This window comes from Marinobacter halophilus, assembly GCF_003007685.1.
Taxonomy (GTDB): Bacteria; Pseudomonadota; Gammaproteobacteria; order Pseudomonadales; family Oleiphilaceae; genus Marinobacter; species Marinobacter halophilus.
This window is the reverse complement of the sequence record NZ_PXNN01000003.1, coordinates 1-15,625: the sequence shown is the minus strand read 5'-3', so window position 1 is coordinate 15,625 and position 15,625 is coordinate 1. Positions and strand designations below refer to the sequence as shown.

The 15,625-nt window shown below is 58.3% G+C and carries 11 protein-coding genes, 1 pseudogene and 1 riboswitch; of the genes and pseudogenes, 9 read left to right on the top strand and 3 right to left on the bottom strand.

What is annotated here, in order from left to right; genetic code table 11:
- Window positions 1–31: 31 nt before the first annotated feature.
- From C7H08_RS00130 to glmS, 3 genes are all read left to right on the top strand, one after another.
- Window positions 32–454 carry a F0F1 ATP synthase subunit epsilon gene (locus C7H08_RS00130; protein WP_106669748.1) on the top strand — a complete coding sequence of 141 codons (423 nt, stop codon included), beginning with the start codon at window positions 32–34 and terminating at the stop codon, window positions 452–454.
- A gap of 152 nt (window positions 455–606) precedes the next feature.
- A complete protein-coding gene (glmU, locus tag C7H08_RS00125) occupies window positions 607–1,971 on the top strand; it encodes a bifunctional UDP-N-acetylglucosamine diphosphorylase/glucosamine-1-phosphate N-acetyltransferase GlmU (RefSeq protein WP_106669747.1) in 1,365 nt (454 codons plus the stop codon).
- Between the two features lie 30 nt (window positions 1,972–2,001).
- Entirely contained in the window at window positions 2,002–3,834 is a 1,833-nt protein-coding gene (gene glmS, locus C7H08_RS00120) for a glutamine--fructose-6-phosphate transaminase (isomerizing) (RefSeq protein WP_106669746.1), read from the top strand.
- Between the two features lie 95 nt (window positions 3,835–3,929).
- On the opposite strand, the gene C7H08_RS00115 is transcribed toward glmS, so the two are convergent.
- The gene (locus tag C7H08_RS00115; protein WP_227663186.1) at window positions 3,930–5,141 is read right to left on the bottom strand and encodes an alginate export family protein; all 1,212 of its coding nucleotides are present in this window, start codon (window positions 5,139–5,141) and stop codon (window positions 3,930–3,932) included.
- A 482-nt stretch (window positions 5,142–5,623) separates the two neighbouring features.
- On the opposite strand from C7H08_RS00115, the gene C7H08_RS00110 reads away from it, so the two are divergent.
- Together C7H08_RS00110 and C7H08_RS00105 are read left to right on the top strand one after the other, a co-directional pair.
- The gene (locus C7H08_RS00110; RefSeq protein WP_106669745.1) at window positions 5,624–6,805 is read left to right on the top strand and encodes an acyl-CoA dehydrogenase; all 1,182 of its coding nucleotides are present in this window, start codon (window positions 5,624–5,626) and stop codon (window positions 6,803–6,805) included.
- Window positions 6,806–6,896: 91 nt separating this feature from the next.
- Window positions 6,897–7,736, top strand: coding sequence for a substrate-binding periplasmic protein (locus tag C7H08_RS00105; protein ID WP_106669744.1), 840 nt, complete (start codon window positions 6,897–6,899; stop codon window positions 7,734–7,736).
- Between the two features lie 17 nt (window positions 7,737–7,753).
- Here the strand turns inward: C7H08_RS00105 and C7H08_RS00100 are convergent, their stop codons facing one another.
- Complete coding sequence (locus tag C7H08_RS00100) at window positions 7,754–8,377, bottom strand: DUF3047 domain-containing protein (protein ID WP_373284905.1); 624 nt, start codon at window positions 8,375–8,377, stop codon at window positions 7,754–7,756.
- 221 nt (window positions 8,378–8,598) lie between these two features.
- A riboswitch (cobalamin riboswitch) is annotated at window positions 8,599–8,796 on the top strand.
- A 111-nt stretch (window positions 8,797–8,907) separates the two neighbouring features.
- On the opposite strand from C7H08_RS00100, the gene C7H08_RS00095 reads away from it, so the two are divergent.
- Both C7H08_RS00095 and C7H08_RS00090 read left to right on the top strand, forming a co-directional pair.
- Window positions 8,908–11,670, top strand: coding sequence for a ribonucleoside-diphosphate reductase subunit alpha (locus tag C7H08_RS00095; RefSeq protein WP_106669742.1), 2,763 nt, complete (start codon window positions 8,908–8,910; stop codon window positions 11,668–11,670).
- A 28-nt stretch (window positions 11,671–11,698) separates the two neighbouring features.
- Window positions 11,699–12,757 carry a ribonucleotide-diphosphate reductase subunit beta gene (locus tag C7H08_RS00090; protein WP_106669741.1) on the top strand — a complete coding sequence of 353 codons (1,059 nt, stop codon included), beginning with the start codon at window positions 11,699–11,701 and terminating at the stop codon, window positions 12,755–12,757.
- Window positions 12,758–12,785: 28 nt separating this feature from the next.
- On the opposite strand, the gene C7H08_RS00085 is transcribed toward C7H08_RS00090, so the two are convergent.
- A complete protein-coding gene (locus C7H08_RS00085; RefSeq protein WP_106669740.1) occupies window positions 12,786–13,661 on the bottom strand; it encodes a hypothetical protein in 876 nt (291 codons plus the stop codon).
- A 178-nt stretch (window positions 13,662–13,839) separates the two neighbouring features.
- On the opposite strand from C7H08_RS00085, the pseudogene C7H08_RS00080 reads away from it, so the two are divergent.
- Window positions 13,840–14,612: pseudogene (locus C7H08_RS00080) on the top strand (CLCA_X family protein).
- Window positions 14,613–15,326: 714 nt separating this feature from the next.
- Entirely contained in the window at window positions 15,327–15,554 is a 228-nt protein-coding gene (locus C7H08_RS18275) for a GDCCVxC domain-containing (seleno)protein (protein ID WP_480188034.1), read from the top strand.
- The last annotated feature ends 71 nt before the right edge of the window (window positions 15,555–15,625 follow it).

Here is a 15,625-nt window from a genome sequence, read left to right as displayed (position 1 = left end):
TCTTTCCTTTCGGACCCAAGAGGCGTAAGAAATGGCTATGACCGTACATTGTGACGTCGTAAGTGCCGAGGAAAAAATCTACTCTGGTCTGGTGGAGATGTTAATCGCCACCGGTACCGAGGGTGAGCTTGGCATCCAGCTTGGCCACGCTCCGCTGCTGACCGAGCTCAAACCCGGTTCAGTGCGAATCATCAAGCAGGGTGGCAGTGAGGAGATTCTGTACGTTTCAGGTGGCTACCTGGAAGTACAGCCAAACCTCATTACTCTGATGGCTGACACTGCAACTCGTGCCAAGGATGTGGACGAAGCGGCAGCTCTGGAAGCCCAGAAACAAGCCGAGAAGGCACTGGCGAACAAAACAGGCGAGTTCGAGTACTCGCGTGCTGCCGCCGAGCTGGCAGAAGCCGCCGCTCAGCTGCGCACCATCCAGAAACTGCGCAAACACCTGCGTTAAGCAGAGTTTGTGTCAGGGCCCGGACTGGCCTGATCGTAAACCGCATCCGCAGGTGGATGGCCAGCCGTTCCAGTATTGGAATGGCTGCTAATTCACCGGGACGCGGTTTTTTATTTTGAGCTGAACAACCCCGCATTGGAGCTGATTGCCCCATGAACCCGTTACACGTTGTGATCCTGGCGGCTGGCCAGGGCTCCCGGATGAAGTCTGCGTTACCCAAGGTCCTGCACCCGGTAGCAGGCAAACCCATGCTGCACCATGTCATCAAAACCGCGAAGCAGCTGGGTGCGGAGAAAATTCACACGGTGATCGGCCATGGCGCTGACCAGGTCCGGGCCTCGCTGGACGAGCCGGCGGTCAACTGGGTAATGCAGAGCGAGCAGCTGGGCACCGGCCATGCCGTGGCCCAGGCGTTGCCGGATTTGCCGGACGATGCCCGGGTACTGGTGCTCTATGGCGACGTGCCGCTGACTCGCAAAGACACCCTGGAGGCCATGGTTAGCGATCTGGATGCCACCAATCTGGCGTTGCTGACCGTGAACATGGACAACCCGCACGGCTATGGCCGGATTGTTCGCGGGTCTGACGGCCAGGTGCAGGCGATCGTTGAACAGAAAGACGCCAGCGCCGAGCAGCAAACCATCAACGAAGTGAATACCGGCATTCTGGCGGTGTCGGCACGCCATCTGAAGAGTTGGCTGCCGACCTTATCCAACCGCAATGCCCAGGGCGAATACTACCTGACCGACATCATTGCCATGGCAGTCGGCCATAATCTGACGGTGACGGTTTCCCAGCCGCTGAATCCCTTTGAGGTGCAGGGCGTCAACAACCGCCTGCAACTGGCCGAGCTTGAACGCTGGTTCCAACGCCAGCAGGCCGAGCGACTGATGATCGAAGGTGCGACTCTCGCGGACCCTGCCCGCATCGATGTACGGGGCGAGTTGAGCATTGGCAACGATCTGTGGATCGACGTGAACGTGGTGTTCGAGGGCAAGGTAACGCTGGGCAGCAACGTCAGTATCGGCCCCGGCTGTGTGATCAAGGACACCACCATTGCCAATGGTGCCGAGATCAAGGCACACAGTCTCATTGAAGGCGCGGTGGTGGGCGCCAATGCCCAGATCGGACCCTTTGCCCGCTTGCGCCCGGGTACCGAGCTCGCCGCCAATACCAAGGTGGGCAATTTCGTCGAGACCAAAAAAGCCGTCGTGGGTGAGGGCAGTAAGATCAACCACCTGAGCTACGTGGGCGATGCTTCATTAGGACGTAATGTAAATGTGGGTGCAGGCACCATTACGTGCAATTATGATGGGGTGAACAAGCACACGACCAGCATTGGTGACGATGTGTTTGTGGGCTCGAACACCTCGCTGGTGGCGCCGGTGACGCTTGGTGCCGAGGTGACTATCGGCGCCGGCTCGACGATTACCCGGGATGTGAAGGCCAGTGAGCTGGCCGTCGCCCGGGGCAAGCAACGGAACATTCCCGGCTGGGAACGGCCGAAAAAAGCGTAAAGACCGAATTAACAAACAGGTGATAGCAGCATGTGTGGGATTGTAGGAGCGGTTTCGGAACGGGATGTCCAGGGTATTCTACTGGAGGGCTTGCGCCGTCTTGAGTACCGGGGTTATGACTCCGCAGGGATGGCCGTGATCAATGGTGAACCAGAGCTTCAACGTGCCCGGGAAGTCGGTAAGGTAGCTGCCCTGGCCGAGGCCATCAGCAGCCATCCTCTGAGTGGCCATCTGGGCATTGCTCACACTCGTTGGGCCACCCATGGCGAGCCATCTCAGCTCAATGCCCACCCGCACATGTCGGGCGATCACCTTGCCATCGTTCACAACGGTATCATCGAGAACTATCAGGAACTGCGGGACGAACTGAAAGCTGAAGGGTTCGAATTTACCTCGCAGACCGACACCGAGGTGGTCGCCCACCTGATTGGCAAGCATTATCAGCAAGATGGCAACCTGTACAGCGCGGTAAAAACCGCCATCACCCGCCTGCGCGGTGCCTACGCACTGGCCGTGGTGCATGCCGATGAGCCCGACCACCTGGTGGTCTGCCGTGAGGGCAGCCCGCTGGTGGTGGGCGTGGGTATTGGCGAAAACTTTATTGCCTCTGACCAGTTGGCGCTATTGCCGGTTACCGACCGTTTCATGTTTCTGGAAGAAGGCGACATCGCCGACATCCGCAAGGACAAGATCGACATTCATGACCGTGACGGCAACCCGGTTGAGCGCGCGATCACTCGCTTTGAGCATGGCTCAGATTCTGCCGACAAGGGCGAGTACCGTCATTTCATGCTCAAGGAAATCTACGAGCAGCCCAGAGTCATCAAGGCCACCATGGAAGGCCGAATTACCAAGACCCGGGTGTTGGAACAAGCCTTGGGTACCGACGCCGCCAACCTGCTGGAGAACGTGCGTCACGTTCAGATCATTGCCTGTGGAACCTCTTTTCATGCCGGCATGGTAGCCCGTTACTGGATTGAAGATTTGGCCGGCGTGCCCTGTTCGGTCGAAGTCGCTTCCGAATTCCGCTACCGCAAGCACGTGATCCAGCCAGACACGCTGTTCCTGTGCATCTCCCAGTCCGGTGAGACCGCCGACACCCTGGCCGCCCTGCGCCAGGCAAAAAAAGCAGGCTTTCGGGCGGCGATGGCCATTTGCAACGTGCCCGGCAGCTCCCTGGTGCGGGAATCGGATCTGGTGATCATGACTCAGGCCGGCCCGGAAATCGGCGTCGCCTCGACCAAGGCCTTTACCACTCAGCTCACCGCGTTGCTGATTTTCACCGTAGCTCTGGCGCGCCATAACGGCCTGAGTGAAGAGAAAGAGGCAGAGATTGTTGCCGCGCTCCACCAACTGCCCGGACAAGTGAGCGATGTGCTGGCCCTGGATGCCGAGATCGAAGATATGTCCAAGGCCTTTATGGATAAAAATCATAGCCTGTTCCTCGGCCGTGGCTCCCAGTATCCGGTGGCGATGGAAGGCGCGCTCAAGCTCAAGGAAATTTCTTATATCCACGCCGAAGCCTATCCGGCCGGTGAATTGAAGCATGGCCCACTGGCGCTGGTCGATAGCGAAATGCCGGTGGTCACCGTGGCGCCCAACAACGCCCTGGTGGAAAAGCTCAAATCCAATCTGGAAGAAGTCCGTGCCCGCGGTGGCGAGCTGTTTGTGTTTGCAGACCGAGCCGCCGATGTTAAGCCCGAGGACGGCGTTCACGTGATGCAGTTGCCGTCGGTACACGAAATCACCGCGCCGATCGTCTACACCGTGCCATTGCAGCTGCTGTCCTACCATGTCGCCGTGCTTAAGGGCACCGATGTGGACCAGCCGCGCAACCTGGCCAAGAGTGTGACGGTGGAATAACTCGCCGGAAACTGCGGTATAGAAAGCTATAGCGTATTGATGTGGGCTGGAACTCCGGTAATCATGGCAGAATTCCAGCCCAGCGTGCGCAAACCTCAGAACGTCACGCCCAGTGTCAGCCAAAGCTTGTTGGTGTCTACTTTACCCGCGGCGCTGTCGCCGGCGGAGTAGCGGGCGTACTTGATGCCTGCGCTGTAGTGCTCAGCGAAGCCACGGTTGTAGGCCAGGCCCCATTCGTCGCCCAGGTCGTCCAGGCCTGCGGTCGATTCATTGGCACTGAAATCATGATAAACGATGGTCCATTGACCGCCCGCCAAGCTGCCCTTAACCGTCAGTGAGAGATCTTCCAAACCGCTGGCCGGTGTCGCCAGGAACTGATCCGCCCAGCCGTTGAAGGCATGCAGCGTGGCCAGTGGTGTTGAAAAACCATAATTGCCGTCATCAGAGCCCAGAACTTCGTAGATCAACGCGACGGTGATGCCGTTAAAGCCGACGCCAGCCTTCAGTTTGTTATAGTCGGCGTCAAACTCGTTGGCACCAGCAGTGGCCTCCTGTTTCGCGTATTCGGCGGCGTAGAGCAGCGTCACCGGCGCCATATCGTAAGTGCCGGCGAAACGCAGGCCCAGGGTATCCAGGGCGTTGTCGGTGCCGTCATCCACCTCCAATAGATAGGCGTAAGCCGTGAGCTTGCCGAAACCGGTCTGGTAACCCAGATTCAGCAAATGATCCTTGGCCGGCAAGTCCTGGGCTTCGGCAAAGATACGGTTGCGCTGGTTGAGGTGCGCGTAGTTGAGGGTCAGCGTGTCGGTGGGCGTATAGGCCAGGCTCAAGGCATCGAAGGTCTGCCGGTCCTGGCGCCAGCCAACGTGACCGACATGGCGCTGGTTGTCATAAGCGATAACCTGGCGCCCTGCGCGCGCGGTCACGTTGTAGCCGCTGTATTGCAGGTAAGCCTGATCGACTTCCGTGGTCTCGGGGTCGGCAATGACCGAATAATCCGTGTTTTTGCCCTGGGTGTTGTTGTAATCGTCCAGGCCCAGAACAGTGCGGGAATCCTCGAACTCCAGAACACCGGTAACGCCCTGGTAGCTGCCGGTCCGATAGCCCAGGCGGGTGCGGATGGTCAGGGCGTCGGCGTCTTTGAGCGCGTTGTCCTGATCCACGGCCTCATAACGCAAGCGCACGTCTCCTGAGACCTGGCCATTGCTCAGTGCGCCGTGCAGCGTGTGCTCCGCTGCCAGTGCGGGTGTGCTGATCGCCAGAGCGCCAAGCACGCAGGCTGAGTGTCGCATCAATCGTACTTTCATGGTTACTTCCTTTTCTATCAGTGAGGCATCAGTTATCAAAACGGTTGCTGCCGGAGTTCCTGCGCGCGCCAGTGTCGCGGCGCTCACGCGCCCCGGTTTTGGCCAGGCGAGCCTAGTTTCAGCTGAGAGACCCTCTGCTTGCCTTGATATTGCTCCATAATGAGTTCGTCAGGGGTGTCGAGAAGGGTCTTCCAGGTTCCGTCAGCGCGAGGCTGGTAACTGGTCTGGCAGGGCCGATCAGGGCCGTCATTTCACCGGGTTCAATTCGTGCATCGATCTCTTTTAGCGTCGGTGCGGCGGTATGCGTGCCACCAAGATTAATCGTTTAAAATCATTTAGATGATATATTTAGTCTGAAGGATGACAGGTTGTTGGGGGTTGCCATTGTCTGACATTGGCAAGGGTGACTCGCCAATGTTCAGTTCTCTGTTTTTTGCGTACTATGAGCGATTACAGTCCGCAACCACGGGTGAGACTTCAGCATGGCATCAACAACCCAGTTCCAATGGCAGGACCCCCTGCTACTTGATCAGCAACTCACCCAGGACGAGCGCATGGTGCGCGACAGCGCCTTCAAATTCTGCGAGGCCGAACTCCGGCCCCGGGTGCTGGAAGCGTTTCGCCATGAGCACACTGACCCGGCCATCTTCCGCGCCATGGGCAGCGCCGGCCTGCTTGGGGCCACCTTGCCGGAAGAGTACGGTGGTGGCGCGCTGAACCAAGTCAGCTATGGCTTGATTGCCCGGGAAGTGGAGCGGGTGGATTCCGGTTACCGTTCCATGATGAGCGTGCAGAGCTCACTGGTGATGCTGCCCATTTACCAGTTCGGCTCCGAACAAACCCGTCAGGCTTACCTGCCGAAGCTGGCATCTGGCGAATGGATTGGCTGTTTTGGCCTGACCGAGCCCGATCACGGCTCCGACCCCGGCAACATGGCCACCCGAGCCAGAACGGTAGACGGTGGATATCGCCTGACCGGCAGCAAAACCTGGATCACCAACAGCCCGATCGCCGACGTGTTCGTGGTGTGGGCCAAAGACGACGCCGGCAAGATCCGGGGCTTTGTGCTGGAGAAGGGCTGGGAAGGCCTGAGCGCGCCGGTTATCCATGGCAAGGTGGGTTTGCGCGCGTCGGTCACCGGTGACATCGTGATGGATGAGGTGTTTGTCCCAGAGGCCAATGCCTTTGCCGACGTACGCGGCCTGAAGGGGCCGTTCACCTGCCTGGACTCAGCCCGTTACGGCATCAGCTGGGGTGCGCTGGGCGCCGCCGAGGATTGCTGGCACACGGCGCGCCAGTACGTGCTGGACCGCAAGCAGTTTAACCGGCCGCTGGCGGCCAACCAGCTGATCCAGAAGAAGCTGGCGGACATGCAAACCGAGATCACCCTGGCGTTGCAGGGCGCCCTGCGCCTGGGCCGGATGAAGGATGAGGGCAGCGCGGCGGTGGAAATCACCTCGATGATGAAGCGCAATTCCTGTGGCAAGGCCCTGGACGTGGCCCGTACCGCCCGTGACATGCTCGGCGGCAACGGCATCAGTGACGAGTTCGGTATTGCCCGGCACCTGGTAAACCTGGAGGTGGTGAACACCTACGAAGGTACCCACGATATTCACGCGCTGATTCTGGGGCGGGCCCAAACCGGCATTCAAGCCTTTTTCTGACCGGGCCTGAGCCGACATTTTTCAGGTTTGGTCTCACAGTTTTTCTGGTATCTGTTAACCTCTATACATACAGATAAAAAAAGCGGTCTTCATGCGTCGTTGCCATCTTCAATATTACTCTGCCATACCCCGCAGCGCCCTGGCGCTGACGGGGCTGCTCATTCTGCTGTTTTTCCTGTTTCGGCCCGCCTTCGTCGGCGCAGAAGAGCTAGATGTGAACGCCACCAAGGTAGTTCGCGTCGCTTATGTTGAGTTCCCCCCCATGACCTTTCGTAATGCCCTGGGAGAGCCAGCAGGTGAGTTTGTGGATATCACCAGAAAAGTCGCCGCAGAGGCCGGTTACGAGCTGGAGTTTATCTACCTGCCTGTGGCCCGCACCTATCTGTATTTACAGAACGGCACTGTAGATCTGTGGCTGGGCCTGACCGGGACCCCGGCACTGAGGGACGATGTGCTGGAAAGCTGGATCAGCCCGATACCGGTTGAGTTGAGCGCCTGGTATCGCGAAGGGACTGCATCGCTTGATCATATGGATCAGTTGCATGGCCAAACGGTCATCCTGATTGGCGGCTACACCTACGGTGGCCTTCGCTCTTGGTTGGAGGACCAGGCGGATATTCGCGTCACCGAAGCGCCCAATCATCGTTCGGCGGTGGATATGCTGAAGCGTAAGCGCGGTGACTACCTGCTAGATTACCGCCAGCCGGTGCGTGAAGCGCTCACGCAGCCATCGGATGTCATTGTGCAAGAAGCCGAACTGAGAACCCGCAATACCGCCTGGTTGTTCTCGCTCGCCAGTCCCCGTGCCAGCATTCTGCGAGAGGCCTTTGACGACGCCTATTACCGCCTTGCCGAACGTGGCGAAGTGCCGTCCGTGCGTCGGCTGGAAAAGACCTTTGTTATACCGGGATTTCCGGAAGAGTATCGCTAAGCCTAAGTACGGTAGGCTTAAGGTACGGTGAGCACCAGGTCCCGATACCACGCCTGCGCCCGTTCGCCGGTATTGTCAGCATCCGACATAATGGCAACGCCCATAATGCGGGGTGGCTCCTCGCCAAACGCTTCCCGGTAGTCGGCCACTATGTCCCGTTCCAACGTCACCCATTGGCCAACCTGGTCTGACCCGGAATTGACCGCCACCATCATGGTTTGGTCGGTGAAGGCATTGGCAATGAAGACCTGCTCGGGCAGCCGGTTGGCCCAGATGTAATTCAGGGCATTGCCGGGCAGGGTTTCGCCAAACATCACTTCGACGGTTTTACGCTTGGCCCGTTCAAAGAAACCTGCTTTCTCTGGCTGGAATTCAAAGGCCACGTAGATGCGGGCCGGGTAGTCGTCTCCGGACTTTTTCCTTGCATCGCCGTTTTCAAACACCTTCGACACCTTCCACTGCCAACGCAACAGCATGGAGTCTCCGGGCGCCAGGTCCACCCGGGCAATCAGGCCAGAGGCACTGCCATCGGCGGTCGCCTGCACCACCTGCACGCCGTCATCGGTAACCAGTTCATAGCGGGTGAGCTGGTCAATGCGCGGGAACTCCAGCGGCTCCCAGCCGTCGGCCAGAGAGTTCATCTTGGAGAAGGCTGGCAGCAGAGGTTCCTCGGCCAAGACCGACGAACTGGCCAGGCCAAACCACAGCAGCGTGATAACCGATTTAAGCTGAATTGAGCGTTTCACCGTGAGCTCCCGTTGCTGAACTGAGTATTCACCTTCAGACATGACACTGTGCCGAAAGTGCCTTGTCACCGATTTTAACTCCGTATATAGTGACCAAATCCTTGGTTGACTACCATATGTTGTGATCATTCTCTGATCATCGAACCACATAGGGTAGTCGGGAATCCGGTGAGAATCCGGAACTGACGCGCAGCGGTATTGGGGAACAAGCGTGGCATCAAGACACTGGGTAACACCGGGAAGTCGCCACGCAAGGCCGAATCTCACGATTCACGCCCCTGAGTCCGAAGACCTGCCAGGGAAACAGCACTGCACCTTCGCGACTCAAGGTGAGCAGATCGGTTATCCCTGCCCGGGCTCGGGCACGGTGTGCTCCTGCATTCGCGAAGGCTATATGGAATCTGACGCGACTTCAGGAGAACACAATGTCTGCCACCGCTCTGGCCGAATCCCCGGCTACCTTTACTGACACCCAATCCCTTCAGGTGATTAAACGCAACGGCACCCTGGTTGGATTCAATCCTTCCAAGATTGGCGTGGCCGTCACCAAGGCTTTTCTTGCCGTTGAAGGCGACAAGGCCGCTGGCTCTGCCCGCATCAACGACGCCGTACACCGGGTGACTGACCAGGTGGTGCAGGCCATCAGCCGGCGCCTGCAAGCCGGCGGCAAAGTGCATATCGAAGACATCCAGGACCAGGTAGAACTGGCCCTGATGCGGGCCGAAGAGCAGAAAGTAGTCCGGGCCTATGTGCTGTACCGGGAAGAGCACGCGCGCAAGCGGGCGGTGGACGAGCCGATGGAAGCCCACCCCCATCTGACCGTGAAGAAAACCGATGGCAGCGTGGCACCCCTCGACCTGGGCCTGATGAAACTGCAGGTGGAACAGGCCGCCACCGGGCTGGAAGGCATTCACGGTGAGTCCCTGGTGGACGAAGCCCTGCGCAACCTGTACGACGGCATTGCCGAAACCGAAGTGCTCTCCGCCTTGATCATGACCGCCCGCGGCCGCATTGAGCAGGAGCCGGACTACAGCGCGGTCACCGCCCGCCTGCTGCTTGAACAGCTGCGCCTGGAAAACGCCGAAGCGCTGGACCTGCCCCGCAATCAGCTACTGGCAGAGGTTTATCCACAGGCCTTGAAAGCCTTTATTGCCGCCGGCATTCGCTACGAGCTGCTGGACGAAGCCATGGCTGCGTTCGATCTGGAGCGCCTGGGCGCGGCCATGAAATCGGAGCAGGACCTGCAGTTCGGCTTCCTGGGCCTGCAAACCCTCTACGACCGGTATTTCCTGCACTGGAATGGCGCTCGACTGGAATTGCCCCAGGTGTTCTTCATGCGTGTGGCCATGGGCCTCGCCCTGCGAGAAGACGACCCCAATGCCCGCGCCATCGAATTCTACAACCTGCTGTCCAGCTTTGATTACATGGCCAGCACACCCACCCTGTTCAACAGCGGCACCCGCCATTCCCAGCTGTCGTCCTGCTACCTGACCACCGTGGGCGATGACCTGGAAGGTATCTACGGCGCCATCAAAGACAACGCCCTGTTGTCGAAATGGGCTGGCGGCCTGGGCAACGACTGGACCCCGGTGCGGGCACTGGGCTCTCATATCAAAGGCACCAACGGCCAGAGCCAGGGCGTGGTGCCCTTCCTGAAAGTGGTCAACGACACCGCCGTGGCGGTGAACCAGGGCGGCAAACGCAAGGGCGCGGTGTGCGCCTACCTGGAAAGCTGGCACCTGGACATCGAGGAATTCCTGGAGCTGCGCAAAAACACCGGCGATGAACGCCGCCGCACCCACGATATGAATACCGCCAACTGGGTGCCGGATTTGCTGATCGAACGCATGCGTGAAGATCGGGACTGGACCCTGTTCTCACCAAGCGATGCGCCAGACCTGCACGACCTCTACGGCAATGCCTTCCGGGAACGCTACGAGCATTACGAAACGCTGGCGGAACAGGGCAAAATCAAGCTGTTCAAAAAAATCCCCGCCAAACAGCTGTGGCGCAAAATGCTGACCGTGCTGTTTGAAACCGGCCACCCCTGGATCACCTTCAAAGACCCCTGCAACCTGCGCTCACCCCAGCAGCATCAGGGCGTGGTGCACAGCTCCAACCTGTGTACGGAAATCACCCTGAACACCAGCAGCGATGAAATCGCCGTGTGCAACCTGGGCTCCGTTAACCTGGCGGCCCACATTCACAACGGCGAGCTGGACGTGCAGCGCCTGGAGCGCACCGTCAACACTGCCGTGCGCATGCTCGATAACGTTATCGACATTAACTTCTACGCCGTACCCCAGGCGAAGAACTCCAACCTGAAACACCGCCCGGTGGGCCTTGGCCTGATGGGCTTTCAGGATGCGCTCTACCAACTCGGCCTGCCTTACACCAGCCCGGAAGCCGTCGAGTTTGCCGACGTTGCCATGGAGCAGCTCAGCTACTTTGCCCTGCGCGCCTCCGCCAATCTGGCCGGCGAGCGCGGCGCTTATGAAAGCTACGAGGGCTCCCTGTGGCACCAGGGCATCCTGCCCATCGATTCCCTCAACCTGCTGAAAGACAACCGCCGGGAAGGGGACTTTTCCGTCAACACCAACAGCCGTCTGGACTGGACCCCGGTGCGCGAGCTCATCGCCAAACACGGCATGCGCAACAGCAACGTCATGGCCATTGCACCCACCGCGACCATCTCCAACATTGTTGGGGTGTCTCAGTCTATCGAGCCGGCGTACCAGAACCTGTTCGTCAAATCGAACCTGTCTGGCGAGTTCACCGTGGTCAACCCGTCGCTGGTGCGCGATCTCAAAGCCGAAGGCTTGTGGGACAACGTGATGGTCAACGATCTCAAATACTTCGACGGCAGCGTACAGCAAATAGACCGCATACCAACGGAGCTGAAAGCCCGTTACGCCACCGCCTTCGAAATCGACGCCCGCTGGTTGGTGGAAGCCGCCGCAAGACGCCAAAAGTGGCTCGACCAGGCCCAAAGCCTGAACCTGTACATGGCGGAACCCAACGGTAAAAAACTCGATGCCCTGTACCAACTGGCCTGGGAGCGCGGGTTGAAAACCACCTATTACCTGCGCTCCCTCGGGGCAACCGGCGCCGAAAAATCCGCCCCGGTTGCTGCGCCGCAGCCGCAGGTGTGCAGCATCGACGAGCCAGACTGCGAAGCCTGTCAGTAACCACTTACTTAATTTTGGAGGCCTAACCATGCTTGATTGGGACGACGAACCAAAAACCGAAACCAAGCCGACCGCCACGGCCGGCCCAGCGCCGGTGAACGTAGACGACAAGCGCGTGATCAACGGCAACACCGACATCAACCAGTTGGCACCGTTCAAGTACCCCTGGGCTTGGGAATACTTCATGAACGCCAACAAAAACCACTGGACCCCGCTGGACGTCAACATGGCCCAGGACGTCCACGACTACCACCACCGCCTGAACCCGGCGGAAAAGCACGTATACGAGAACGTACTGGCTTACCTCACCACCTCCGACATTCTGGCCATGCGCAACATCGGCCTGGCGGTGATGGAGAAAATGAGTGCGCCCGAGCTGCAAATCTACCAGGCCCGCCAGGTGTACGAAGAAGCCCTGCACACCTGGACCTACCAGCACTGCATCGAAACTCTCAACCTGGACCAGAGCGAAATCTACAACCGCTACCGGGTGGTGCCGGAGATCAACGGCAAAATCCAGCTGGCCAACCGCCGGCTGGACGCCGCCATGCGTTCCGACATGAACCTGCGCAACCCGGACGACTTGCAGGAATTCGTGATGTCGTACCTGTTCTTCGCTGCGGTGTTTGAAGGCTGCTGGTTCTACAACGGCTTCAGCCCCATCTTCGCCCTGCAGCGCCGGGGCCTGATGCGCGGCACCGGTGAGCAGTTCCAGTACATCCTGAGGGACGAAGCCATGCACTTCTCCTTCGGCCTGAAAGTGGTCAACCAGATCCTGGAAGAAGAAGACATCACCCTGGACCCGGTCGCCGTGCGCGAGATGTGGGACGAGTGCGAGGCCGCCGAGATCGCCTACGCCAACTACATCCTGCGCGACCCCATCCTGGGTTACTCGGCGGAATACCACATCGAGCAGTTCCGCTTCGTGGCCAACCGCCGGGCCAGAACCGTCGGCCTGGAAGAGCCGTTCCCCGGCGCCAGGAACGTCTCGCCCTGGCTGGACGAGCAGGCTACCATGCGTAAAGAGAAGAACTTCTTCGAAACCCGGGTAATTGAATACCAGACCGGGGCGCAGCTGGAGTGGTGAACCTGCCGCGCCTCGTCTCCTTGCCTACTTATTGACCGGAGGCGAGGCGACCGGATGGGTCGTACCAGTATTCGGAAGGAATCTGGCGAAGACTGTTTTCCGGAATATCCAGCCAGATCAGTTTGCGTTCCGACAGTTGCCCCTGATCCAGAGCGGTACGGATCTGAGGGTGCGACCGGAAGTTTTCGATAAAGGCGCCGTTGCGATAGGCGTTCTCCAGCCCCTCCAGCAGGATGTCGTGAAGGTCGCGTCGATCACGGGCAACATACAGAAAGTAGTCATAGCGCATGGCCAGGGCAACGCCCGGCAGTATCGACAGCTGCTCGCGCCCCGGTTTCTCCAGCTCGGTAAACACCTCCTGTAACCCCCGGTGCAGAACATCAAAGCGCTCGTACTGGAGCATGGGCCATAGATTCCGGTAAACACTGGTATCCAGCGTAAGCCCGCTCTGAGACATCATCTCATTTTCAGGCCAGTGAATACCGCTTCCTATTCGCAGCTGCTGCAGGTCTTCCAGGTTTTTTATCCCGTTGAGTTCGTCCACACGCCCGGATTTTACAACCAACAGCCGGAACCCCAGCAGGCCCCGAGTCATCGGAATGTCCACCTGAAGCAGCTGTTGCTCCCTTTCTGCGCTGTAACCGCTGAAGAACATATTGATGGGGGAGGAATCATCCCGAAGGATGGCGAAAATCCGGTTTTGTGGCACCTCCGCCATGGGAACCACTTCCAGCTCATGTTCACCGGGGGCGTTGGCAAGAGCCAGGCGGATCACCGAAAGTTCGTAATCAAATATCTCGGCATCGCCGTGAAGAAGACCAACCCGAAAAGTGGCGGAATGGGCTTGAGGAACTTGTCCGAGGAAGAACAGGCAGAGAAACCCTGAGAGCAGTCGAAAGATCATCACGATCTCCGGCAAATAACATTCCGTATCGCTGAAATAAGCGGCGGTTATGAATTCATTATAGACAGTTCCGGTTATCCGGCAAAAACTGCCCGGGCGAGGCCATCGATGGCGGGAGGTGTTGCGGGTTTCTTCCTGTGGTAAAAAGACCGCTCAGTTTCCGTTGTATTGGTACCCCATGCCCAAACAGTTCTACCGCCGGGGTCCGGACCACAGAGCCGGTGCCCCGGTGACATTCCTGGATGTTCGCCGCCGTTTCCAGTTCCGCTCCGTGGAAATCGGCCGCTGGGTTACCGAACCGGAAAAACAGCGCAGCGCTGCCTTGTTCTACGATGCCCTGTGCGACCTGATGACCCTCCTCGGCGGCACCGAAAGCCTGATCTCCCTGCGCGGCAGCCTGGCCCTGCAATACGGCATTGGCGGCCGGCCCGGCGTATCCGCCCACTATACCCCAGCCACCCGCAGCTTCGCCCTGGCCAAAAACGCCGGCCCCGGCAGCATTGCTCATGAGTGGTTTCACGCCTTTGACCACTACATTGCCGACAAGCTGTTCCCCAGCGCCGGCAAAGGCGAGTTTGGCTCCACACTCTGGCTAACCCGTGAAGACGCCATCGCCCACCCCCTGAATGAGCGCCTGCAAGCCTGCTACCGCGCCATCCTTCTGGACAGCGCCGGCGACCAGCCCAGTGACCTGTTCCGGCAATCGGCGAAGGCTGACAAAGCAGCCGGTGTGCATTACTACAGCCGCCCCGAAGAACTTTGTGCCAGAGCCTTCGAAGCCTTTGCACAAGACGCCCCGTTAAAAACGCCTTCCTGGTGAACGGCACCAAAGAAAGTGATGAGGCCCAGCTGGGGCTTTATCCACATGGGCCACAGCGGGAGAGCATCAACCGGGCGTTTCTTGTTTACTTCCAATCCCTGGGCAGGGCCTTGCAGCGAACAGAAGCATGACCGCCGGAGTTATACGAACGCGTTCGCAAAACTCCAGAAAATTGCATGGGAAATATATGTAACCTTCTGATATGGTTGAAAAGTGGAGTTTCGATGGGCGGAGTTATACGCCCTGGGATAGGAGCAGGGGGTGGCTCGAAAGAGGGCGTATAACTCCGGCGGTAGCCGTGGTGATCATGGTTAATTCTTTGTTTTTGTTTGGGAAAGTATAAGATTTTGGGCGCGTTTGGTGTGGAGTTATACGAACGCGGGATATACGAACTCGTTCGTATAATTAGCTGTTATAAATCGAGGTGAACCGGATCAATGTTAAAAGCTCGGACAAAGCTTCACCTCAAAGGGGCACTCTGTCTCATTGGAACCCTAGCTTGTGGAATCATTAGCTATATGTTCATCAAGATGGGCATCGATGAGGTTTATTTTCACAGAGGGGTAAAAAACGTTGGCACCTTTACCTTTGGCGGCCTGTCCTTAACTTTTGGTTTGGGATTTTTGATTTGTTTTATCGGCTACCTACACGAGTTACTCGCCCCGTGGAGAATGCAAAAAATGGTGAATAAGATTAGGCGTGAGAATCGGGCAAATTTATAACAAGTCACGGAAGGCGGACGCGTGAGACGCGCCGCTTCGTTCAGCGTTATAGGCCTCGTCAGTTTTTTGTGCTGAGCCAAGGTCAGTGCGGGTAGGGCTGAAATTCACACCTTTCGGGAGGGCATGGCTATGGTCGATGTAATCTTGGAATCAACAATAGAGTGTCCAAACTGTGGCCACCAGAAAACCGAAACCATGCCTACCGACTCATGCCAGTATTTCTACGAGTGTGAGTCTTGCCATGTTTTACTAAAACCCAAGCATGGAGACTGCTGTGTTTTTTGTTCATACGGCACAGTACCGTGCCCGCCGATTCAGCAAGGGTCAGGGTGTTGTGCTCCTGGCCCATAACAAGTCGCAGCAGTATGCGGCCGATGGCCGCCGGACGCCCTTTGCGTGGCTCCTTCGTCGCCACTCCAAGG

Excerpts from the sequence above, each read along its gene's own strand:
- C7H08_RS00130 (WP_106669748.1), top strand. The coding sequence starts at position 32 with ATGGCTATGACCGTACATTGTGACGTCGTAAGTGCCGAGGAAAAAATC.
- glmU (WP_106669747.1), top strand. The coding sequence starts at position 607 with ATGAACCCGTTACACGTTGTGATCCTGGCGGCTGGCCAGGGCTCCCGG.
- glmS (WP_106669746.1), top strand. The coding sequence starts at position 2,002 with ATGTGTGGGATTGTAGGAGCGGTTTCGGAACGGGATGTCCAGGGTATT.
- C7H08_RS00115 (WP_227663186.1), bottom strand. The coding sequence starts at position 5,141 with ATGAAAGTACGATTGATGCGACACTCAGCCTGCGTGCTTGGCGCTCTG.
- C7H08_RS00110 (WP_106669745.1), top strand. The coding sequence starts at position 5,624 with ATGGCATCAACAACCCAGTTCCAATGGCAGGACCCCCTGCTACTTGAT.
- C7H08_RS00105 (WP_106669744.1), top strand. The coding sequence starts at position 6,897 with ATGCGTCGTTGCCATCTTCAATATTACTCTGCCATACCCCGCAGCGCC.
- C7H08_RS00100 (WP_373284905.1), bottom strand. The coding sequence starts at position 8,377 with ATGAACTCTCTGGCCGACGGCTGGGAGCCGCTGGAGTTCCCGCGCATT.
- C7H08_RS00095 (WP_106669742.1), top strand. The coding sequence starts at position 8,908 with ATGTCTGCCACCGCTCTGGCCGAATCCCCGGCTACCTTTACTGACACC.
- C7H08_RS00090 (WP_106669741.1), top strand. The coding sequence starts at position 11,699 with ATGCTTGATTGGGACGACGAACCAAAAACCGAAACCAAGCCGACCGCC.
- C7H08_RS00085 (WP_106669740.1), bottom strand. The coding sequence starts at position 13,661 with ATGATCTTTCGACTGCTCTCAGGGTTTCTCTGCCTGTTCTTCCTCGGA.
- C7H08_RS18275 (WP_480188034.1), top strand. The coding sequence starts at position 15,327 with ATGGCTATGGTCGATGTAATCTTGGAATCAACAATAGAGTGTCCAAAC.